The organism is Mycolicibacterium lacusdiani (assembly GCF_021916785.1).
In the GTDB taxonomy this organism is placed as follows: Bacteria; Actinomycetota; Actinomycetes; order Mycobacteriales; family Mycobacteriaceae; genus Mycobacterium; species Mycobacterium lacusdiani.
On sequence record NZ_JAKCFC010000001.1, the window covers coordinates 534783 to 555288 of the forward strand.

Below are 20506 nucleotides of genomic sequence, written 5' to 3' on the forward strand. Positions count from 1 at the left end.
TCGTAAACGGCTGCCGCTACGACGTCACCCGAGCAGGTATCCGGCGCCCTTCATCCTGCGCTGCACCGCGGCGATCTCGCGCAGGCCGTCGCCGAGCAGACTGCGGTTCAGCGGCGACAACTCCGACATCGTGATGACGTCGCCGGGCGTGTGCCCCTCCGACACCTGAGCCACCTGATGGGTCATCCGCAGCCGGTGGAGCATCGCGAAGACGTCGCCGAGCGTGGTCGCATCGCGTTCCGAGAGCGCCCCGGCGTCGGCCGCCGCGTGCAGGCGCTCCGGTGTGCTCGCAGACGTCACGTCGGCGGCCAGGCCACCCCACCGCGCGAGGTTCACGATCGGCGTCACGGCGTGTGCCTTCAGATCGAACGTGCCGCCGCGCCGGGACAGCACGTCGCGCAGCGAGCGCGCCCGCACCCGCTCGGACAACGCGTTGAGCAGTTGCAGGCGTAGGGCGTTGGGGTGTTCGCTGCGCATCCGGCGGTAGGTGGCGGGCACGGCGTTGAGCGACGGATCGCCCCACACCACCCGGCCATCGACCAGGAGCGACGACAAGATGAGGCCGCGGTCGCGCAGCGGGTCGTCGAGCCAGCCGGCCGCCGCGGCGGCCCACTGCGACCGCGAACGCGCGAACGTCGGACTCGACGCGACGGCTCCGTTGCTGTCCGAGGGCAGCCCGCAGCCGTCGAGGATCTCGTGAACCCGGGCCGCCAACGCCCGCAGGTCCGGACCTGCCGGGTCGAGATCGTCGCGCCAGGACAGCGCGCTGTCGACGTCCGACGACGGCATCGCCTCCCGCCGGGCGACACTGCCGAGCGACAGCCAGGCCACCCCGTCGGTCGGTGCCCGCGACTCAGCCAATGCGAGCTGCAGCGCCCGGCGCACCATGCCGTCGACGACCACCGACAGGATGGCGCTGGTCGCCGAGGCCTTGGTCCCGTTGCGGAACAGATCGGCTGCCATCCCCCGTACGCGCCGCCCGACCACCTGCAGCGCCGCGGGATCTGCGGCGAGGCCGATCGCCCGCCGCACCAGGAAGCTCTGCCGTGCCGATGCGGCCAGCAGGTCGGCGTCCTCCAGGACGCCGAGCACCTCGCCGCGCGCCGTCACGACCGGCATGTGCCGCAAGCCGCATTCGAGCATCTCCATCAGGACGGACTCGGCGGTCAGGTCGACGGTGACGGTGCGCGCGGGTGCACTGACCACCTCGGCGAGGGGGACGTCGACGGCAACACCGGCCGCGACCACCCGGGTGCGCAGATCGCGGTCGGTGAAGATGCCGAGGTCACCGCCGCGCAGGCGGGTGAGCGCGTAGGACACCTGCCGTGCCGTCATGGCTACCACGGCGTCACGCACCGAGGTGTCCGGTGGCAGCACGAGCGCTTCGCCGTGGAGCAGTTCCGCGACCGGCCTGCTGTCGGTGGCGGGCGCGATGGTGGGACGCTCGGGCGTACCCACGTTCCACGCCGACGCCGCCAGGTAGGCCAGACCGGCAGGCTTGGCGAACCGCGCCCGGACCAAACCGTCCGGCAGCCGCACCAGCGTGCTCGGAGCCGTTGTCCGAGCGACGAATTCGACGTCGCCGTCGGTCAGCAGCGGCGTGTACCCGAACAGTCCGCCTGGGCCCACGGTGTCGATCATGGCGCCGTCGGCCGCCTGCAACGTCACCTGCCCCGTGCGCACCATCCACACGCGGTCCGGCTCGCGCTGCGCGTAGTCGACGACGACCGACCCTGCCGGGAAGTCGACGACGCTGGCCGCCGCGGCCAGCTCGCTCAGTTCGGCGTCGGACATCCCCTGGAACGGGGTGTGCTCGCCCAGGAACGCCGCCAGATCCTCCGGCGGCTCAGCTCGATCGGATGAGGTCAGCGCACTTCTCCGCCATCGTCATCACGGTGATGTTGGGGTTCACCGCGGGCAGCTTCGGCATCGCCGAGGCGTCCACGACGCGCAACCGCGTCACACCCTTGACCCGCAACTGCGGGTCGAGCACCGCCATCGGGTCGTCGGCTGCGCCCATCCGCGCCGTCGCAGCCGGGTGATAGACGGTGTTGTGGCACTGGTGGATGTAGTCGAGGATCTCGTCGTCGGTGGTCGCGTCCGGACCGGGTGCCAACTCCCGTGCCACCCAAGGCTTGAGCGGCGCCTGCTCGGCGATGGTGCGGGCCAGGCGCACACCGGCGAGCATGATGCGTTCGTCGTAGCCGTCGGGGTCGGTGAAGTAGCGCGGGTCGACCCGCGCACGGTCGCGGAAGTCGCGGGTGCGTAGCCGGACCGTTCCCCTCGACCGCCCCTGAGTCACGTTGGGCGTCAGGCAGAATCCGTTGTCTGTGGTCGGATAGCCGCGCCGCAGCGTATTCATGTCGAACGGCACGCTGCCGTAGTGCATCATCAGGTCGGGCTGGTTGCGCCCCTCGTCGACCGTCGTGAACAGCCCGATCTCCCACCACTGGGTGGAGCTGGTGACCATCGGCTGGGCCGCCTCCCAGAACACCAGCCCCTCGACGTGGTCGTCGAGGTTCGCGCCGACCCCCGGAGAGTCCACGCGCACCGGGATGCCCATCTCGCGCAGGTGCGCCGTCGGCCCGATGCCCGACAGCATCAGCAGCTTCGGGGTGTCGATCGCGCCCGCGCAGAGGATCACCTCCCGGCGGGCCGTGACGACGTCGTAGCCGGTGAGGTCGGCGCGCTGGTAGCGCACCCCCGTCGCGGCCTTCCCGTCGTCGAACAGCACCTCGGCGATCCAGCAGTCGGTGCGCACCTCGAGGTTGCGTCGGGTGTCGAGGATGGGATGCAGATACGCCCGGGAACTGGAGTTGCGCAGACCGTCCTCGGAGGCATTGATCTGGAACCACCCGGCGCCGTTGCGCACGGTCTCGCCTCGGTTGAACGCCACGGTCGGCAGACCCGCCAGCGCAGCGGCCTCGAGCACCGCCGAGCCGCAGGGGTCCCGCGGCGGTACGTCGCGCAGCCCCACCGTTTCGGTGAGACGTGCCACCAGCGGCAGGATCTCGGCCGCACTCCAGCCCGTCGCCCCCATCGCGGCCCAGTCGTCAAGGGCCTCGGCAGGCGGCCAAAACGCGATGCATGAGTTGTGCGACGAGCACCCGCCGAGCACCTTCGCCCTGGCGTGGCGCATGAACGAATTGCCACGCTCCTGGGGTTCGACCGGATAGTCCCAGTCGTAACCCGAGTCGAGCAGGCGCATCCAGTCGCTCAGCACCAGGATGTCGTCGTCGTCGACGTCCGACGGCCCGGCCTCGATCAGGCACACCGTCACCGACGGGTCCTCGGACAGCCGGGCAGCGAGGGCGCAGCCCGCAGTCCCACCGCCGGCGATGACGTAATCGAATTCGGCGGCGTCGAAATCGGCTGTGCCCTCAGGCATCCGGCAGCGCCTCGCTCTTCGTCGTGGCGGCATGCGACTCGAGGCAGCCGATGTGGTTGCGGCCCTTGAGGAAGTACCACAGCAGCCCTGCGCCGAGGATAACGCCGATGTAGACGAACGCGCCCCACGTGTTGTACCAGGGATCGCCGTAGACGGCCGAGCGCGGCCATGCGAGGTTGACCGCCATCCCCACGCCCCACACCACCGCGACGATGTTGACCGGCAGCCCCCAGCGGCCCATCGTGAAGTAGCCGCCCTCCTTGAGGTCCTTCGGCGGCCACTGGCCTTGCAGGCGCTTCTTGAGCAGCGGACCGGTCACCATCAGGTAGGCCAGGTAGATCATGATGATCGCGATCGACGTCAGCACCGTGAAGATCTTTGGTTGACCGATGTTGATGACCAGGATGATCACCGAGATGACGCCGATCGTCACGGCCGGGATGATCGGGGTCTGGGTCTTCGGGTGGACGGTGGCGAGTCGCTCGCCAAACGGCAGGGCGTTGTCGCGCGCCATCGCGAAGGTGAGCCGGATCGCCGCGGTGTGAACGGCCAACGTGCACACCGTCACCGCGATCACGATGCAGACCAGGAAGATGGTGCCGAGCGGGCCCCACATCACCTGCTCGACGATGTACTGCAGTCCGCCGGTGCTCTCGCCCAGCGCCGGATCCTCGAGGTTGGGCGCGGCCATCACCGCGAAGACCAGGATGCCGCCGCCGATGACGAACGAGGCCAGGATCGCGCGGAAGATGGCCTTGGGTGCGGTGCGCCGGGGTTCGACGGTCTCCTCGCCCAGTGAACTCGCGGTGTCGAAGCCGTACATCACGTAACCCGATGCCAGCGAGGCGATCAGGAACGCCGCGAGCCATCCGCCGCTCTCGCCTGCGCCGTAGCCGTTGGTGGAGAAGAAGACGTCCGGTCCGCGCTCCACGTTCACCGCGAGCAGGACGACGATCAGCACCGCGGCGATGAGTTCGATGAACACGCCGGCGCTGTTGATGCGCGACATCAGCTTCACGCCAAGGGCGTTGATGAGCGTGGTGAACGCGATCAGCACGGTGCCGAGCAGGACGGCGTTGGCGGCGTAGTCGTACTCGCCGGTGCCGTCGCCGATGATCTGGAAGCCGCTCCACAGTCGCGGCAGGTTGAGCTGGTAGGCGAGGGCGACGGCCGAGATCGTCACGATGGACGCGGTGAGCATCAGCCAGCCCGACATCCACCCGACCAGTTTGCTGCCCAACTTCTTGGACCAGTTGTAGACCGAACCGGCCACCGGGTACTTGGCCGCGAGTTCCATGAAGCACAGCGCGACGGCCATCTGCCCGACGAACACGATGGGCCACGACCACAGGTAGGCCGGGCCTGCGGTGCCGAAGCCGAAGTAGAAGAGCTGGAACGTGCCCGTCAGGATCGAGATGTAGCTGACGCCCGCGGCGAAGCTCGCGAACTTGCCGATGCTGCGGTCCAGCGACTCCCGATACCCGAAGTCCTCCATGCCACTGTCGGCATGCGACTGCTTGATCACCATGACGCGTCCTCCCCTAGCCCTTGAACCAGCCGGCGGGCGCCGGTGCCGTGTTGTGCCAGATGTGCTTGGTCTCCTGGTATTCGGCCAGACCGGACGGACCAAGTTCGCGCCCGTTGCCCGACTTGCCGTAGCCGCCCCACTCGGCGGCAGCGGTGTAGTAGCCGAAGTCGTTGAGCCACACCGTGCCGTGCCGCAGGGCACGCGCGACGCGCTGGCCCCGCGCCGGGTCGGAGGTCCGGACCCCCGCAGCCAGACCGTATTCCGTGTCGTTGCCCAGGCGTATCGCCTCGGCCTCGTCGGTGAACCGCTCCACGGTGAGGATCGGCCCGAAGGTCTCCTCTTGCACGATCCGCATCGACCGGTCGCAGTGGTCGAAGATGGTGGGCAGGTAGAAGCTGCCGTCGGCCAGCGCGGGGTCACTCGGTCGAGCGCCGCCGGTGATGAGCTTGGCGCCCTCCGAGATGCCGAGCTGGACATAGGATTCGACCTTGGCCCGATGCTGCTCGGACACCAGGGGTCCGGTCTCGCTGGCGGGGTCCATGCCGTCGCCCATGCGGATCGTCTCTGCCCGTGCGGCGAGTGCGCTGACGAAGTCGTCGGCGATCGACTCCTCGACGATCAGCCGGGTGCCCGCCGAACAGACCTGCCCCGAGTGCAGGAAGACGCCGGTGAGGACGTGGTCGACGGCGGCGTCCCAGTCGGAGTGCCCTGCGACGTCGGTCGCGACGTCGGCGAACACGATGTGCGGGTTCTTGCCGCCGAGTTCCACGGCGACCTTGGTGACGTTGTCGGCCGCGGCCCTCGAGATGGTGGCGCCCGTGGCCAACCCGCCGGTGAACGAGATGAAGTCGACGTCGGCCGAGGTGGTCAACGCTTCGCCGAGCACTGCGCCGCTGCCCTGCACCAGGTTCACGACGCCAGGGGGAACGCCCGCCTCCTCGACGAGGTGGGTGAACGCGATCGTCGACAGTGGGGTCACCTCGCTGGGCTTGGCGACCATGGTGCAGCCGGCGGCCAACGCGGGCGCGACCTTCCACGACATCTGCAGCAGTGGGTAGTTCCACGGCGCGATCAGCACGCACACGCCGATCGGCTCGCGCACGACGCGGCTGACGATCGCCGGATCGCCGACGTCGACGAGGCGGTCGGCCGCGACGGCGACCAGCCTCGCGTAGTAGCGGAACACCGACGTGACGTCGTCGATGTCGATCCTGCTCTCCGCCAGCGTCTTTCCGGTGTCGCGGGTCTCCAGCAGCGACAGCTCCTCCTTGTCCCGCTGAAGCAGGTCGGCGATCCTGTCGAGCACGGCGGCGCGTTCCGCGACCGCCGTGTCGGGCCACGGGCCGTCGTCGAAGGCGGCGCGAGCGGCCGCGATCGCGGCGGTGGCGTCGTCGGGGGTCGCCTCGTCGACGACTGCGGCGACCGATCCGTCGGCCGGGTTGATGACGTCCCTGGTGCCGCGGTCGGAGGCGTGGCACCACCGTCCCCCGATGTACAGGTCCGGTTCACCGTCCATGGGTCACCCCTTCTCGACGAGATGGGACATTACCCACTCGACGTGCTCCGCGCCGTGCGGTTGGGGTGAACGGACCTATTCGGCGGCGGGCTCGGGGGTCTCGGCGTCCGGGATCAGCGCTTCCAACGCCGAGCCGGTGATGCGCCGGAAGGCGCGCCGCGGGCGGTTGGCGTCGAGGACGGCCACCTCGAGGGTGGACGCCCCCAGCGTGCGGGTCTCGGCGCCGTTGGCGGCGGCTGCGCCGGCGCGCAGGGCATCGACCGCGATCTTGGCGGCTTCCTCCAAGGTGGAGTTCTCGGCGTAGGAGTCGTTGAGCGCCGTCGCGATGGGCTCGGTGGTGCCACCCATGACCACGAAGTGCGGCTCGTCGGCGATCGACCCGTCGTACGTGATGCGGTACAGCTCAGGCGCTTTCGTCTCGCCGAAGTGAGCCACCTCCGCGACGCACAACTCCACCTCGTACGGCTTGGCCTGTTCGGTGAAGATCGTGCCGAGCGTCTGGGCGTAGACGTTGGCCAGCTGCCTGCCGGTCACGTCGCGCCGGTCGTAGGCGTAGCCACGGGTGTCGGCGAACTGGATGCCGCCTCGGCGCAGGTTGTCGAACTCGTTGAACCGGCCGACCGCGGCGAAGCCGACGCGGTCGTAGAGTTCGCTGACCTTCTGCAGTGACCGCGACGGGTTCTCGGCGACGAACAGGACGCCGCCGGAGTAGGCCAGGGCGACGACGCTGCGCCCGCGGGAGATGCCCTTGCGCGCGAGTTCGCTGCGCTCCCGCATCGCCTGTTCGGGCGAGATGAAGTACGGGAAGCTCACAGGTCGACCTCTCCCGGGTGATTGGCCGAGTCGGGACCGAACGTGTCGGCCCGCGAACGACTTTCGATGACCTCGCGTGCGAGTCGGGCGATGCGCTCCTCGGCGATCTCCTCGGCGCCGTCGGCGCCGATCACGACCGCGGTCGGGTAGATTCCCCGGACCAGGTCCGGCCCGCCGGTGGCGGAGTCGTCGTCGGCCGCGTCGTAGAGCGCCTCCACGGCGACGCGGAGTGCCGACTCCGCGTCGGTGACCCGCGAGTACAGCTTCTTTATCGACGACTTGGCGAAGATCGAGCCCGAGCCGACCGACTGGTAGCCCTCCACCTCGACGTTCCATCCACCCGCGGCGTCGAACGACACGATGCGGCCCGCGGCGGCAGGCTCCTTGTCGTCGAGGTCGAAGCCGACGAGCAGCGGCAGGGCGATGAAGCCCTGCAACGCGGCACCGAGGTTGCCGCGCACCATGATCGCGAGTCGGTTGACCTTGCCCGCGAACGTGAGCGGTACGCCTTCGAGCTTCTCGTAGTGCTCGAGTTCGACGGCGTACAGCCTGGCGAACTCGACGGCGATGGCCGCGGTCCCCGCGATACCGGTGGCCGTGTAGTCGTCGGTGACGTAGACCTTCTGCACGTCGCGTCCGGCGATCATGTTGCCCTGCGTGGACCGGCGGTCACCCGCGATCAGCACGCCGCCGGGGAACTTCAGCGCGACGATCGTGGTGCCGTGCGGCAGCGCGTTCGTGGGCGTCGGCGTGCCGTCGGCCGGCCCCGAGGCAGGCAGCAGGTGCGGTGCCTGCCTACGCAGCAGCTCGGAGAACGACGACGAATCCATCTGCAGCGATGGCGCGCCGGGGAGCCCGGAGATCGTGGGGTTGATGGCTTGCCTGTCGCGACTCGACCAGGTCACTGGCCGCCCTTTTGAACGTAGGCCCGCACGAAGTCCTCGGCGTTCTCCTCGAGGACGTCGTCGATCTCGTCGAGGAGATCGTCGGTCTCCTCGGTCAGCTTCTCGCGACGCTCCTGGCCCGCTGACGTGCTGCCGGTGGCGTCGTCGTCATCGCCGCCACCACCACCGCGCTTGGTCTGCTCCTGAGCCACCGCTGCCTCCTGCGTTTTTGCGACGGACTCACAGCTGCCCGTCAGTCACACCACACTACCGGTCCCCTGCCCCGCGAGCCGGGATGGCGTACCCGCCTAGTTCGTGAGTTGTTCGACGAGTTCTGCGGCGCTGTGCACCGAATCGAGCAACGCCCCGACGTGCGCCTTGCTTCCGCGCAGCGGCTCGAGCGTGGGAATCCGGACCAGCGAGTCGCCGCCGAGGTCGAAGATCACCGAGTCCCAACTCGCCGCGGCGATGTCGGCGCCGAAGCGCCGCAGGCACTCGCCACGGAAGTACGCCCGGGTGTCGGTGGGCGGGTTGTCGACGGCGTCGATGACCTGCTGCTCGGTGACGAGCCGCTTCATCGACCCGCGGGCGACCAGCCGGTTGTAGAGCCCCTTGTCCAGTCGCACGTCGGAGTACTGCAGGTCGACGAGCTGTAGTCGCGGCGCCGACCATGCCAGGTTCTCGCGGCGGCGGAAGCCCTCGAGCAACCGCAGCTTGGCAGGCCAGTCCAGGATCTCCGCGCATTCCATCGGATCGCGTTCGAGCAGGTCGAGCACCTCGGCCCACGTCTGCACGACGTGCGATGCCCGCGGGTCCGGGTCACGGGCATCGACCAGCTTGGCCACCCGCTCCAGGTAGATGCGTTGCAGCGCCAGGGCCGTCAGCTCCCGGCCATCGGCCAGCGCGACCGTGGCCCGCAGGGTGGGGTCGCGGCTGATGACGTGCACCGCGTGCACCGGCCGGGCCAGTGCGAGATCGGAGAGGTCCAGGCCGTGGGCGGGCCCCTCCTCGATGAGGTCGAGCACCAGTGCCGACGTGCCGACCTTGAGGTACGTCGACGTCTCGGCCAGGTTGGCGTCGCCGATGATGACGTGCAGCCTGCGGTACTTGTCGGCGTCGGCGTGCGGCTCGTCGCGGGTGTTGATGATGCCGCGCTTGAGCGTGGTCTCGAGCCCGACCTCGACCTCGATGTAGTCGGCGCGCTGGGTCAGCTGGAAGCCGGGCTCGTCACCGGCAGGGCCGATGCCGACCCGGCCCGAGCCGGTCACGATCTGCCGCGACACCAGGAACGGCGTGAAACCCGAGATGATCGCCGAGAACGGGGTCTGGCGGGACATCAGGTAGTTCTCGTGGGTGCCGTACGAGGCGCCCTTGCCGTCGACGTTGTTCTTGTAGAGCTGCAGCTTCGCGGCCCCTGGCACGCTGGCGACGTGGCGCGCAGCGGCCTCCATGACCCGCTCCCCCGCCTTGTCCCAGATCACGGCGTCCATCGGGTCGGTGACCTCGGGCGCGGAGTACTCGGGGTGCGCGTGGTCGACGTAGAGCCGGGCCCCGTTGGTGAGGATCATGTTGGCCGCGCCGACCTCGTCGGCGTCGATCACCGGAGGCGGCCCCGACGCCCTGCTGAGATCGAACCCGCGCGCATCGCGCAGCGGCGATTCGACCTCGTAGTCCCACCTGGTGCGCTTGGCCCGCTGAATCCCGGCGGCGGCCGCATAGGCGAGCACGGCTTGCGTCGACGTCAGGATCGGGTTCGCGGTCGGATCGGACGGCGATGATATGCCGTACTCGACCTCCGTCCCGATGATCCGTTGCATGCGTCAAGCCTAGGTGACGCTCGTTTCGACCGGTCGGCGCGTTGCCCGAGGCCGGTGGTGGCAGAATTCGGGACGCGATGAAGGTGCTTGTCGTCGAAGACGAACCCCTGCTGGCGTCCACCCTCGCCATCGGACTGCGGGCCGAGGGCTGCGTGGTCGTCGATGCGGCCAACGGCGTCGACGGCCTGTGGCAGGCCGTGGAGAACGACTTCGACGTCATCGTCCTCGACATCATGCTGCCCGGCCTCAACGGCTACGAGGTGCTGCGACGGATGCGGGCCAAGGACGTCTGGACACCGGTGTTGATGCTGACGGCCAAGGACGGTGAGTACGACCAGACCGACGCCTTCGACCTCGGTGCCGACGACTACATGACCAAGCCGTTCTCGTTCATCGTGCTGGTGGCGAGGCTGCGCGCGTTGGTCCGGCGCTCCGCACCCCAGCGACCCGCGATCCTCACCGCGGGATCGTTGACGCTGGACCCGTCACGCCGGATGGTGCACCGGGATTCGACCCAAATCCCCCTCACGCCGCGCGAATACGGTCTGCTCGAGTTCCTGATGCGCAACAAGGACACCGTGGTCACCAAGACCGAGATCCTGCAGAACGTCTGGGACGCACACTATGAGGGCGCCGACAACGTCGTCGAGGTGTACGTCGGCTACGTCCGGCGCAAGATCGACATCCCGTTCGGCACCACCACGATTCAGACCATCCGCGGCGTGGGTTACCGTCTCGACTCCGGTGCCCAGGTCAGCGGAAGCTGAAGGCTGACGGCGGTTCCCACGCCGTCGCGATCCCCGATCGTCACCGTGCCGCCGTGCGCGGCGACGATCTCCCGGACGATCGAGAGCCCGAGGCCAGTGCCGCCCGCGGTGCGCGACCGGTCGGGGTCGAGCCGGACGAAGCGGTCGAAGACGCGAACCCGGTCGCCGGGCGGAATGCCCGAACCGTCGTCGTAGACCTCGACGAGCAGCCGGTCGGATTCGGCGGTCACCGTCACGTCGATGCGCGAGTTGGCATGTCGCGCCGCGTTGTCCAGCAGATTGCGCACGGCCCGCGACAGCGCAGCCGCATCGCCCGTCATGCGGGCAGGCGGGATGTCCGAGCGCACCGTCAGAGTGGTGTGCTGGCGTAGGCGGTCGACTTCGGTGGCGACGACGTCGTCGAGGTCGACGTCGTCGCGCGCGACGGTCAGGCCCCGTTCGTCGGCACGGGCGAGTAGCAGCAGATCGTCGATCAGGGCCTTCATCCGCTGCGCCTCCGGAATCAGCGTGCCTGCGGCGAGTTCGGCGTCGAAGACCTCCGGGTGCGCGACCGCCACCTCCAGCGCCGAGATGATCGTCGTCAGCGGGCTGCGCAATTCGTGCGAGGCGTCGCCGACGAAACGCTGTTGCGCCGCGTGCCCCGCCTCGATGCGGGAGAGCATCTCGTTCATCGTGACGGCCAATGCGGCGATCTCGTCGCGGCTGGCGGGCACCGGCACCCGGCCGGTCAGGTCGGAGGTGCTGATGTCCGCGACGCGCGAACGGATCTCGTCGACCGACCGCATCGACCGGCGCACCAGCAGGTAGGTCGCCAGCCCCGACACACCGATGACGACGGGCGCGGCGAGCGCGAGCACGATGGCGACGTTGCGCACCGTCGAGACGATGGTGGCGCTGCCCTCGCCGACCAGGATCGTGTAGCGGCCATCGGGTCCGTCGACGGTCTGCGCGCCGAACCGGATACGGCCGTAGGGCGAGCTGTCCCCGGGGATCCCGATCAACAGCCCGGTGCCGACCTCGGAGATCGGCAGTAGCGGCGTCGTCGGGGCCGACGCCGAGTGCCGTACCACCGACCCGTCGGACGAGATGATCTGCACGGCCACGATCCGCTCGTCGGTGTCCAGCAGAGCGGGATCGACGGCGTCCGGCCCGGCGAACCGGACCTCCTCCGCGAGCGCCTCGACCCGTGACGCGGCGGCGCTGTCGACGCCGTAGAGCATCGTTTGGTACTGCACCGCGGCCAGGCCCGCACCGGCGACGGCGAGGGCCACGAACACCATGGACGCCGCGACGAAGGCCGAACGCGCCGAGATGCCCCAGTTGATCCCTCTCGCCATAGTCGGTCCAGTCCATCACAATGTCGACCGTGCCCGAAGCGCTGCAGATGCAGCAGATCCACGACTGGTTCCTGCATCGCGGTCTGCCACTGGTGCTGACGCGGCGGGTGCGCTCGCGCGATCTGGTCAAGCGGTCGGCGCCGATGGTCAGCGGCGTTGGGGCGTTGACGGCGGTGACGATGCTGCTGGCGGAGGTGACCGGCGACGGCCCGGACTACGGGTACGCGCTGCGGCTCGGCGTCATCGCAGCACTACTCGTCGCGGCTCCGTTCGCGCTGCACCTACTGCACCGGATGGACACCCGGCTCGGGGATGCGGGCCGACGGAGCGCCGCGACGCTGGTGATCACGCTGTTCGTCGTGGTCATGCCGATCACGGTCAGCGGCTGGACCGGGGAGGCGGCGGCCGAGGCGCCGGCGTTCATCGCGATCACGCTGCTGGCGATCTGGTTGACCTATCTGGGATTCGGCGCGATCGCCGCGTGGGCCTTCCGGTTTGCGTGGGTGCAACTGGGAGCCCTCGGCACCCTGATGAGCCGCGCGCTGCCGCTGCTGATGCTGACCGTCGTCGTGTACTTCACGGGCGAGCTGTGGCAGTTGGCCGCGCGGATGACGCGCCAACGACTGTGGGAGGTCATCGGATTCCTCGCGCTGGTGGCGCTGGCCTTCATGGTGACCACCATCCGCGACGAGGTGCGGGCGCTGCGCGAGGACCGCGCCGAGCAGACCGACACCGTCGCGTTGCTCGCGGGCACTCCGCTGGCAGGCCATCGCGATCCGCCGGCAGCACGCCTGCCGCTGTCCCGCGGCGAACAGGTCAACGTGGTCGCGGTGATGGTGGTGTCACAGGCCATTCAGGTGGTGTTCTTCACCGCCGGGCTGTTCCTGTTCTACCTCGCACTGGGAACCATCGCCATACCCGACGACGTGGCCGTGCTGTGGTCGGCGGAGGAGTCCTGCGCCGTCGGCGAACCACCGTGCGCGGGAACGTGGTTCGGCGTCCACGTTCCCGTGCCACAGACGGTGGTGCACATGTCGCTGCTCGTCGCGGTGCTGTCCGGCCTCTACTTCACCGTGAGCACCAGCGTCGACCCGCTGTACCGCCAACGGTTCTTCGATCCGTTGATCGCGGACGTGGCGGTGAGCCTCGCCGGGCGCGACGTGTACCTCGAACTCGAGAGGACCTAGCGGCAGCCGCTACAGGTACTGGCCCAGGTTCGATTCGGTGTCGATGGCCCGCGACGCGCTCGACGACTTGCCGGTGACGAGCGTGCGGATGTAGACGATCCGCTCGCCCTTCTTGCCCGAGATCCGTGCCCAGTCATCCGGATTGGTGGTGTTGGGCAGGTCCTCGTTCTCGGCGAACTCGTCGACGATCGAATCCAGCAGGTGCTGGATGCGCAGGCCGTGCTGACCGCTCTCCAGCACCGACTTGATCGCGAACTTCTTGGCCTTGTCCACGACGTTCTGGATCATCGCGCCGGAGTTGAAGTCCTTGAAGTACATGACTTCCTTGTCACCGTTGGCGTAGGTGACCTCCAAGAACCTGTTCTCGTCGACCTCGGCGTACATCCGGTCGACGACCTTCTCGATCATCGTCTTGACCGTCAACGCCCGGTCACCGTTGAACTCGGCGAGGTCGTCGGCGTGCACGGGAAGGTTCTCGGTCAGGTACTTGCTGAAGATGTCCTGCGCCGCTTCGGCGTCCGGACGCTCGATCTTGATCTTGACGTCCAGGCGGCCAGGCCGCAGGATCGCCGGGTCGATCATGTCCTCGCGGTTGGACGCACCGATGACGATGACGTTCTCCAGGCCCTCGACACCGTCGATCTCCGACAGCAGCTGAGGCACGACCGTGGTCTCCACGTCGGAGCTGACGCCGGTGCCGCGGGTGCGGAAGATCGAGTCCATCTCGTCGAAGAACACGATCACGGGGGTGCCCTCGGACGCCTTCTCGCGAGCCCGCTGGAAGATCATGCGGATGTGCCGCTCGGTCTCGCCGACGAACTTGTTGAGGAGTTCGGGACCCTTGATGTTGAGGAAGTACGACTTCGCCTCGCGCGAATCCTCGCCACGCAGCTCCGCCATCTTCTTGGCCAGCGAGTTCGCGACCGCCTTGGCGATCAGCGTCTTGCCGCAGCCGGGCGGGCCGTAGAGCAGGACGCCCTTCGGCGGGCGCAGCGAGTACTCCCGGTAGAGGTCCTTGTGCAGGAACGGCAGTTCGACGGCGTCGCGGATCTGCTCGATCTGCCGGGTCAGGCCACCGATGTCCTCGTAGCTGACGTCTGGCACCTCCTCGAGGACCAGATCCTCGACCTCGGCCTTGGGCACGCGCTCGAACGCGTAGCCAGCCTTGGTGTCGACCAGCAGCGAGTCGCCAGGGCGCAGCTTGCGCGGACGCGAGTCGTCGTTGGGTTCGTCGTCGGCCAGCGGCGCGCCCTCGGTCAGGAACTCGGCGGCGACGAGCGGCTCGGCGAGCCACACGATGCGCTCCTCGTCGGCGTGGCCGACGACGAGTGCCCGGTGCCCGTCGGAGAGGACCTCGCGCAGCGTGCTGATCTCACCGACGGATTCGAACGAACCGGCCTCGACGACGGTGAGCGCCTCGTTGAGGCGGACGGTCTGGCCCTGCTTGAGTTCGGCGGTGTCGATGTTCGGCGAGCAGGTGAGGCGCATCTTGCGGCCCGAGGTGAACACGTCGACCGTGTCGTCCTCGTGAGTGGCCAGCAGGACTCCGTAGCCGCTCGGCGGCTGCCCGAGCCGGTCGACTTCCTCGCGCAGGGCGAGCAACTGCTGCCGCGCCTCCTTGAGGGTGTCCATCAGCTTCGCGTTGCGTGCCGCGAGCGAATCGATCCTGGCTTCCAGTTGGTGGACGTCCCGCGGGCTCCGCGACCCTGCGGGCGCACCGGCGACCTGCGCGAGCTGATCGCGCAGCACCGCCGCCTCCCGACGGAGTTCCTCCAACTCAGCAGCTTCGTTGCTGGACATGGAAGCGGTGAAGTCTTCTGGGCTGGCTCCCGAACGCTCCGACTCACTCATGATTGCGCTCCTCCCCGCACCCGAACTTTGGTGCAGTAACGACTTCAACGCTACCGGCGATTCAGTCTTCGTGTGCGGTGTAGTAATTCGACACACCAGGCACGCTGATAACCTCTGTTGAAGTTGGCCCGATTGAAAGGACCGTCGTGACCCTGAAAACCCTCGTTACCGGCATGACTGCAGCTGTTGTGGTTGCCGCAGCCGCGGGTGGTGTGACGTCGATTGCTTCGAGCGCGTCGTCCGCCGCGCCCGCGATCACGCCGGTCGTCTGGGACCTGCCGATGCCGCAGGCTCCCGCTCCGGACCTGCAGGCACCCCTGGTGCAGACCCTCAACGGTCTAGTCGGACCCGGCTCGTTCTCCAGCAAGGAGTCCTACATCGAGGGCGGCCTGGGCCGCGTGGAGACCCGGCTGGCCGACACCAAGTACCGCGATGCCGCAGCCAAGGGCTACTTCCCGTTGAACTTCGCCATCGCGAACGTCGACCAGAACGGCCCGATCGCCACGGCGTTCGTCACCGCGACCGCCGCCAACGGGGCCACCGCCTCGCAGCCGGTCACCTTCGTGAACGGGCCCAGCCCCACCGGCTGGCAGCTCTCCAAGCAGTCGGCACTGGCCCTTCTGTCGTCCGTGGGCTGACCCTCACGGTGCGCCGCACCCTCGTAGCAGTCCTGAGCGCCGTCACCATCTCGGTGGCGGCGTTCGGGCTGTCCGGGTGTGGTGCCGACCGCGCCGAACCGTCGGCGCCCCGCATGCAACCCGCGACCACCGCTGCCCCCGCGGCGGCCCCGCTTCCTGCCACGGACACCCTGACCGCGGTGCTGTACCAGTTGGCCGACCCTTCGGTTCCCGCTGAGCAGAAGACCGGCCTCCTGCAGTACGGCTCGGTCGACGACGAGCCGGCCCTGGTCAACTTCGGCCAGGCGCTCGCGGCCAATGGTTACGCGCCGCTGACGGTCGCCGCGACCGACGTGGCGTGGGCGCCGCGACCAGGCAACGTCACCGCCACCCTGACGCTGACGGGATCCGACCCGGCCCTGCGACCGTTCACCTACCCGATGGAGTTCACGCCGTTCCGCGGCGGGTGGCAGATCACCCGGCGCAGCGCCGAGCAACTCCTTCCCCTGCTGCGCCCTGCAGGGCAGCCGACACCGCCGGGCTGACCGACGTGTGGATCGGCTGGCTCGAATTCGACCTGTTGCTCGGTGACGTGCATTCCCTGAAGGAGAAGCGTTCCGTGGTGCGGCCGGTGATCGCGGAACTCCGCAGGCGGTTCTCCGTCACGGCCGCCGAGACGGGCGACATGGACCTGCATCGCCGCGCAGGCATCGGCGTGGCCGTGGTGGCGGCCGACCGAGCCCACGTCGTCGACGTGCTCGACAAGGCCGAGCGCCTGGTCGCCATGCGCCCCGAGATCGAACTGCTGTCGACGCGACGGGGTCTGCGCCGCAGCACCGACGACGACTGAGCGCTGCCTGCTAGAGGTGGCGCTTGCGCCGCAGCGGCGTGGGAGTCACCGCACCGGGGGCCAACTTGCGGGCGCTGATCAGGAACGCGGTGTGGCCGCGCATCGAGTGCTGGGGACGCACGGCAAGGCCGACGACGTCCCAGCCCCGCTGCAGGCTCTCCCAGGCTCGCGGCTCGGTCCAGCACTGCTGTTCGCGTAGCGCCTCGACGGTGCGGGACAGCTGGGTCACCGTCGCGACGTAGACCATCAGGACTCCGCCGGGGATGAGCGCCTTGCCGACGGCCTCGAGCACCTCCCAGGGCGCCAGCATGTCGAGCACCACCCGGTCGACCTCCCCGCCGTCGTAGTCGGCGAGGTCGGCGACGCGGAGATCCCAGTTCGGTGGCCGCTCGCCGAAGAACGTCTCGACGTTGCGCACCGCGGTCGGCGCGTGGTCGTCGCGGATCTCGTACGACGTGACGCTCCCCTGCGGCCCGACGGCGCGCAGCAGCGAGCAGGTCAGCGCACCCGAGCCGGCGCCTGCCTCGAGCACCCGCGCGCCTGGGAAGACGTCGCCCTCGTGGACGATCTGCGCGGCGTCCTTCGGGTAGATCACCTGGGCACCGCGCGGCATCGACAGCACGTAGTCGATCAGCAGCGGGCGCAGGACGAGGAACGAGTCGCCGTTGGTGGACTTCACGACGCTGCCCTCGGGCTGATCGATCACGTTGTCGTGCGCGATGGCACCGCGATGGGTGTGGAACTCGTCGCCCGGCTTGAGGACCATCGTGTAGTGGCGTCCCTTGGCGTCGGTCAGCTGTACGCGATCTCCTACGACGAACGGACCGGTGCGGTTCACAGCGGTTCAGCCTGCCATCGGGCGCGCCGGAGCCGGTGCCCGGGGTTGTCCGACCCCGGTCATACGCTGGTCTGGTGATCGATCAGCTGCAGGGGCGTGCCCCCGAGCCGCCGCGTCGCCCTGCCCTGTCGCCGTCACGGGCCAGCGACTTCAAGCAGTGCCCGCTGCTGTACCGGTTCCGCGCGATCGACCGCCTGCCCGAGCCGTCGTCGCCCGCCCAGGTTCGCGGCTCGCTGGTGCACGCCGCACTCGAGCAGCTGTACTCGCTGCCCGCTGCGGACCGCGGGCCCGCCACCGCGATGTCGCTGATCGAGCCCGCGTGGGAGCGGGTGGCAGTCGAACGGCCCGACTTCGCTGCGGAGTTCGCGCCGGAGCTGCGGGCCGAGATGCTCGAGCAGGCCGGGAGACTGCTGTCGGGGTACTACCGGCTCGAGGATCCGACGCGGTTCGACCCCCAGAGCTGCGAGCAGCGCGTCGAGGTCGAACTCGCCGACGGCACGCTGCTGCGCGGCTTCGTCGACCGGATCGACGTCGCCCCCACAGGCGAGATGCGGGTGGTGGACTACAAGACCGGGAAGGCGCCCCCGGCGGCCCGCGCGCTCGCCGAGGCCAAGGCGATGTTCCAGATGAAGTTCTATGCCGTCGCGCTGCTGCGGTCCCGCGACGTGTTGCCTGCCCGGCTGCGGCTGATCTACCTCGCCGACGGCCAGGTGCTGGACTACAGCCCCGATCTCGAGGAACTGATCCGGTTCGAGAAGACGCTGATGGCGATGTGGCGAGCCATTCAAACCGCCGGGCAGACCGGTGACTTCAGGCCCGTGCCGTCGCGGATGTGCGACTGGTGCGCCCACCACGAACACTGCCCCGTCTTCGGTGGCACGCCGCCGCCCTACCCGGGCTGGCCCCAGGTGACGGAGCCCGCCGCATGATCGATCCGCACTACCGTCGACTGCCCGACGACGGTGACTTCCGCGTGTTCGAGTCGACGATGGGTACGGCGAGCAACTGGGACCCGACGATCCAGCACGGTTCACCACCGTTGGCGTTGATGACGAAGGCGATCGAGGAACTCGGGACTGGCGGGGGGCTGCGGGTGGGTCGGTTGACCCTCGACATCCTCGGCGCCATTCCGGTTGCGCCCGTGAAGGTTCGGACCTGGGTGGACCGCCCCGGCAAGCGCATCTCGCTGGTGCTGGCCGAAATGCTGGCCGCCCGGCCCGACGGCACCGAACGCGCCGTGGGACGCGTCAGTGCATGGCTGCTGGCGCCCAGCGACACCGCCGATGCGGCCACCGACCGGTATCCCGCCCTGGTCGAGGGCGAGGAGGTGCCCAACTCGCACGCCTGGATGGGAGCGCCCGGCTACCTGGAGACCGTCAGTTGGCGTAGACAGGCCACCGCCGACGGGGACGCCGCCGTGGTGTGGATGAGCCCGCTGGCCCACCTGGTCGACGAGGAGCCCCTGACCGATCTGCAGCGGTTGGCGATGGTCGTCGACTCCGCGAATGGCGTGGGTGCCGCGATCGATCCGAACGAGTTCGTGTTCATGAACACCGACACGACGGTGCACCTGCACCGTTCGCCGCGCGGCAACGACTTCGCGCTGCGGTCGCGCGGATCCATTGGCCCGGACGGCATCGGCGTGACCACCGCCGAACTCTTCGACCGGCACGGCTTCATCGGCACGTCGGCGCAGACGCTGCTGGTGCAGCGCCGCTGATGCACGCGGTCTCGGTGCGCGAGGTCCTGGTCGACCAGTTCGATCTGGTCTGGGCGTTGACCGAACTCCATCTCGCGGCACTGATCGAGGACGACTTTCCGTGGCCGCCGAGCGACCTGGTGTGGACCGTGCGACAGGACGCCGACGGCGCGTGGCGGCCGGACTGGGCCGACGTCGAACCGGACCCGATCCCGGTGCCCACCATCGCCTGGTTGACGTGGCAGATGCAGTGGTACTGGTCGACATCTCTGGCCCTCGTCGAGCAGCGGGATCCTCCGGAGCGACAAGACGTGACGTGGCCAGGGACCGGGATGGCGGCTATCGCCGTGCTGCGCGACCTGTCCACCCGTTGGCGGTCCGCGCTCGTCGCACTCGACGACGAGGACCTCGCCCGACCGTCGGCGTTTCCCTGGGCTGCAGACTCCGGCCGCACGATGGCGCACATGGTGTCCTGGCTCAACGTCGAACTCGCTAAGAACGCCGCCGAGATCGGTCAGATCCGGACGATCCGCGCAGCGACGGGTTAGCAATATGCGTTTGCATCTATATAGCTCTCGTGCGATATTCGACCGGTGGACGTATTCGAGGCCGTCGCCGATCCGGGCAGACGCGCACTGCTCGACGCGCTGACGGCGGGTGAACGAACAGCCGGCGAACTGGTCGACGTATTACCAGGTTTGGCTCAGCCCACCGTGTCGAGGCATCTGCGGATACTGCGCGAGGTCGGGCTCGTGGAGGTACGGCCCGACGCGCAGCGCCGCATCTACGCCCTGCGGGCGGACGGTCTGACGGAGATGGACCAGTGGATATCCCGGCACCGGAAGTACTGGGCCGATCACCTCGACGCCCTCGAACGACACCTCGATACGACGTTCGGAGACCAACCATGACCAATCCCAAGGGACGACTCACCGTCGACGGCGACCGCGCCGTTCTGGTGTTCGAGCGACGGCTCGCCCACCCTCCCGAAGCCGTGTGGGCCGCCCTGACCGAACCCGCGCACCGGGACCGCTGGATGGGCCGCTCGGCGGTCGACGGCCGCGTCGGCGGGACCATCGAGACGGTGGCATCCGGCCCCGCGCTACCGCCGGACGTGAAGCGGATGACGGGCAGGATCCTGGTCTGGGACCCGCCGCACGTGTTCGAGCACGAGTGGAATCAGGCGATCGTCGAGCCCGGCGTGGTGCGGTACGAGCTGACGCCGGACGGCGACGGCACCCTGCTGACCTTCACGCATCGGGGGCTCGGTATCCCGAACGCCGACGGTTTCCGTCCCGGCACCCAGGCCTTCCTCGACCGGCTCGAGGCACACCTCGACCGCAGGCCGCTACCCAACTGGGCCGACCGGTACCAGGACATCGCAGGCGTATCACCGCTTCCCTGAGGAGGATTC

21 protein-coding genes are annotated in these 20506 nt (G+C 68.9%); 10 read left to right on the forward strand and 11 right to left on the reverse strand.

The window, feature by feature from the left end:
• Nucleotides 1-24: 24 nt before the first annotated feature.
• The 8 genes from LOK44_RS02685 to dop form a co-directional block, all read right to left on the reverse strand.
• Complete coding sequence (locus tag LOK44_RS02685) at nt 25-1794, reverse strand: putative nucleotidyltransferase substrate binding domain-containing protein (protein WP_237568525.1); 1770 nt, start codon at nt 1792-1794, stop codon at nt 25-27.
• 52 nt (nt 1795-1846) lie between these two features.
• The gene (locus tag LOK44_RS02690) at nt 1847-3388 is read right to left on the reverse strand and encodes a GMC family oxidoreductase (RefSeq protein ID WP_237568526.1); all 1542 of its coding nucleotides are present in this window, start codon (nt 3386-3388) and stop codon (nt 1847-1849) included.
• On the reverse strand, nt 3381-4916 hold the full coding sequence (locus LOK44_RS02695; RefSeq protein ID WP_237568527.1) for an APC family permease: 1536 nt from the start codon (nt 4914-4916) through the stop codon (nt 3381-3383). Before LOK44_RS02695 ends, LOK44_RS02690 begins: the two co-directional genes overlap by 8 nt.
• A gap of 13 nt (nt 4917-4929) precedes the next feature.
• Entirely contained in the window at nt 4930-6432 is a 1503-nt protein-coding gene (locus LOK44_RS02700; RefSeq protein WP_237568528.1) for an aldehyde dehydrogenase family protein, read from the reverse strand.
• 75 nt (nt 6433-6507) lie between these two features.
• On the reverse strand, nt 6508-7245 hold the full coding sequence (gene prcA, locus LOK44_RS02705) for a proteasome subunit alpha (protein WP_237568529.1): 738 nt from the start codon (nt 7243-7245) through the stop codon (nt 6508-6510).
• Nucleotides 7242-8120: a proteasome subunit beta gene (prcB, locus tag LOK44_RS02710; protein WP_237568944.1), complete on the reverse strand. Its 879-nt coding sequence runs from the start codon at nt 8118-8120 to the stop codon at nt 7242-7244. The genes prcA and prcB overlap by 4 nt, the downstream gene beginning before the upstream one ends.
• Nucleotides 8121-8146: 26 nt before the next feature.
• Nucleotides 8147-8341: a ubiquitin-like protein Pup gene (locus tag LOK44_RS02715; protein ID WP_163917069.1), complete on the reverse strand. Its 195-nt coding sequence runs from the start codon at nt 8339-8341 to the stop codon at nt 8147-8149.
• Nucleotides 8342-8437: 96 nt separating this feature from the next.
• Nucleotides 8438-9946: a depupylase/deamidase Dop gene (dop, locus tag LOK44_RS02720; RefSeq protein WP_237568530.1), complete on the reverse strand. Its 1509-nt coding sequence runs from the start codon at nt 9944-9946 to the stop codon at nt 8438-8440.
• A 77-nt stretch (nt 9947-10023) separates the two neighbouring features.
• On the opposite strand from dop, the gene LOK44_RS02725 reads away from it, so the two are divergent.
• Complete coding sequence (locus LOK44_RS02725; protein ID WP_237568531.1) at nt 10024-10713, forward strand: response regulator transcription factor; 690 nt, start codon at nt 10024-10026, stop codon at nt 10711-10713.
• Here the strand turns inward: LOK44_RS02725 and LOK44_RS02730 are convergent.
• A complete protein-coding gene (locus LOK44_RS02730) occupies nt 10674-12050 on the reverse strand; it encodes a sensor histidine kinase (RefSeq protein ID WP_237568532.1) in 1377 nt (458 codons plus the stop codon). The genes LOK44_RS02725 and LOK44_RS02730 overlap by 40 nt on opposite strands.
• 47 nt (nt 12051-12097) lie before the next feature.
• Here LOK44_RS02730 and LOK44_RS02735 point away from each other — a divergent pair, with 47 nt between their 5' ends.
• Nucleotides 12098-13237 (forward strand): hypothetical protein, encoded by a 1140-nt coding sequence (locus LOK44_RS02735; protein ID WP_237568945.1) that lies wholly within the window; start codon nt 12098-12100, stop codon nt 13235-13237.
• Nucleotides 13238-13246: 9 nt separating this feature from the next.
• Here LOK44_RS02735 and arc read toward each other — a convergent pair whose 3' ends face one another.
• Entirely contained in the window at nt 13247-15088 is a 1842-nt protein-coding gene (arc, locus tag LOK44_RS02740) for a proteasome ATPase (protein WP_163917060.1), read from the reverse strand.
• Between the two features lie 146 nt (nt 15089-15234).
• Between arc and LOK44_RS02745 the strand changes: the two genes are divergently transcribed.
• Genes LOK44_RS02745 through LOK44_RS02755 form a run of 3 tightly spaced genes read left to right on the forward strand, consistent with a single transcriptional unit; the run spans nt 15235 to nt 16555 of the window.
• A complete protein-coding gene (locus tag LOK44_RS02745) occupies nt 15235-15726 on the forward strand; it encodes an MTB12 family secreted protein (protein ID WP_237568533.1) in 492 nt (163 codons plus the stop codon).
• An 8-nt stretch (nt 15727-15734) separates the two neighbouring features.
• Nucleotides 15735-16250, forward strand: a complete 516-nt coding sequence (gene lppK, locus LOK44_RS02750) for a lipoprotein LppK (RefSeq protein WP_237568534.1) — start codon at nt 15735-15737, stop codon at nt 16248-16250.
• A 5-nt stretch (nt 16251-16255) separates the two neighbouring features.
• Nucleotides 16256-16555: a DUF503 domain-containing protein gene (locus tag LOK44_RS02755; protein ID WP_237568535.1), complete on the forward strand. Its 300-nt coding sequence runs from the start codon at nt 16256-16258 to the stop codon at nt 16553-16555.
• Nucleotides 16556-16565: 10 nt separating this feature from the next.
• Here LOK44_RS02755 and LOK44_RS02760 read toward each other — a convergent pair whose 3' ends face one another.
• Entirely contained in the window at nt 16566-17393 is an 828-nt protein-coding gene (locus tag LOK44_RS02760) for a tRNA (adenine-N1)-methyltransferase (RefSeq protein ID WP_237568536.1), read from the reverse strand.
• A gap of 74 nt (nt 17394-17467) precedes the next feature.
• On the opposite strand from LOK44_RS02760, the gene LOK44_RS02765 reads away from it, so the two are divergent.
• The 5 genes from LOK44_RS02765 to LOK44_RS02785 are packed head-to-tail and all read left to right on the forward strand — an operon-like array spanning nt 17468 to nt 20497.
• The gene (locus LOK44_RS02765) at nt 17468-18322 is read left to right on the forward strand and encodes a RecB family exonuclease (RefSeq protein ID WP_237568537.1); all 855 of its coding nucleotides are present in this window, start codon (nt 17468-17470) and stop codon (nt 18320-18322) included.
• Complete coding sequence (locus LOK44_RS02770; RefSeq protein ID WP_237568538.1) at nt 18319-19113, forward strand: thioesterase family protein; 795 nt, start codon at nt 18319-18321, stop codon at nt 19111-19113. The genes LOK44_RS02765 and LOK44_RS02770 overlap by 4 nt, the downstream gene beginning before the upstream one ends.
• Nucleotides 19113-19640, forward strand: a complete 528-nt coding sequence (locus tag LOK44_RS02775; RefSeq protein ID WP_237568539.1) for a DinB family protein — start codon at nt 19113-19115, stop codon at nt 19638-19640. The genes LOK44_RS02770 and LOK44_RS02775 overlap by 1 nt, the downstream gene beginning before the upstream one ends.
• Nucleotides 19641-19685: 45 nt before the next feature.
• Complete coding sequence (locus LOK44_RS02780) at nt 19686-20003, forward strand: ArsR/SmtB family transcription factor (RefSeq protein WP_237568540.1); 318 nt, start codon at nt 19686-19688, stop codon at nt 20001-20003.
• Nucleotides 20000-20497, forward strand: a complete 498-nt coding sequence (locus LOK44_RS02785; RefSeq protein WP_237568541.1) for an SRPBCC family protein — start codon at nt 20000-20002, stop codon at nt 20495-20497. The genes LOK44_RS02780 and LOK44_RS02785 overlap by 4 nt, the downstream gene beginning before the upstream one ends.
• Nucleotides 20498-20506 lie beyond the last annotated feature (9 nt).

Excerpts from the sequence above, each read along its gene's own strand:
- LOK44_RS02730 (WP_237568532.1), bottom strand. The coding sequence starts at position 12,050 with ATGGCGAGAGGGATCAACTGGGGCATCTCGGCGCGTTCGGCCTTCGTC.
- LOK44_RS02700 (WP_237568528.1), bottom strand. The coding sequence starts at position 6,432 with ATGGACGGTGAACCGGACCTGTACATCGGGGGACGGTGGTGCCACGCC.
- dop (WP_237568530.1), bottom strand. The coding sequence starts at position 9,946 with ATGCAACGGATCATCGGGACGGAGGTCGAGTACGGCATATCATCGCCG.
- LOK44_RS02775 (WP_237568539.1), top strand. The coding sequence starts at position 19,113 with ATGCACGCGGTCTCGGTGCGCGAGGTCCTGGTCGACCAGTTCGATCTG.
- LOK44_RS02770 (WP_237568538.1), top strand. The coding sequence starts at position 18,319 with ATGATCGATCCGCACTACCGTCGACTGCCCGACGACGGTGACTTCCGC.
- LOK44_RS02690 (WP_237568526.1), bottom strand. The coding sequence starts at position 3,388 with ATGCCTGAGGGCACAGCCGATTTCGACGCCGCCGAATTCGATTACGTC.
- arc (WP_163917060.1), bottom strand. The coding sequence starts at position 15,088 with ATGAGTGAGTCGGAGCGTTCGGGAGCCAGCCCAGAAGACTTCACCGCT.
- LOK44_RS02735 (WP_237568945.1), top strand. The coding sequence starts at position 12,098 with ATGCAGCAGATCCACGACTGGTTCCTGCATCGCGGTCTGCCACTGGTG.
- LOK44_RS02785 (WP_237568541.1), top strand. The coding sequence starts at position 20,000 with ATGACCAATCCCAAGGGACGACTCACCGTCGACGGCGACCGCGCCGTT.
- LOK44_RS02695 (WP_237568527.1), bottom strand. The coding sequence starts at position 4,916 with ATGGTGATCAAGCAGTCGCATGCCGACAGTGGCATGGAGGACTTCGGG.
- LOK44_RS02685 (WP_237568525.1), bottom strand. The coding sequence starts at position 1,794 with ATGTCCGACGCCGAACTGAGCGAGCTGGCCGCGGCGGCCAGCGTCGTC.
- LOK44_RS02725 (WP_237568531.1), top strand. The coding sequence starts at position 10,024 with ATGAAGGTGCTTGTCGTCGAAGACGAACCCCTGCTGGCGTCCACCCTC.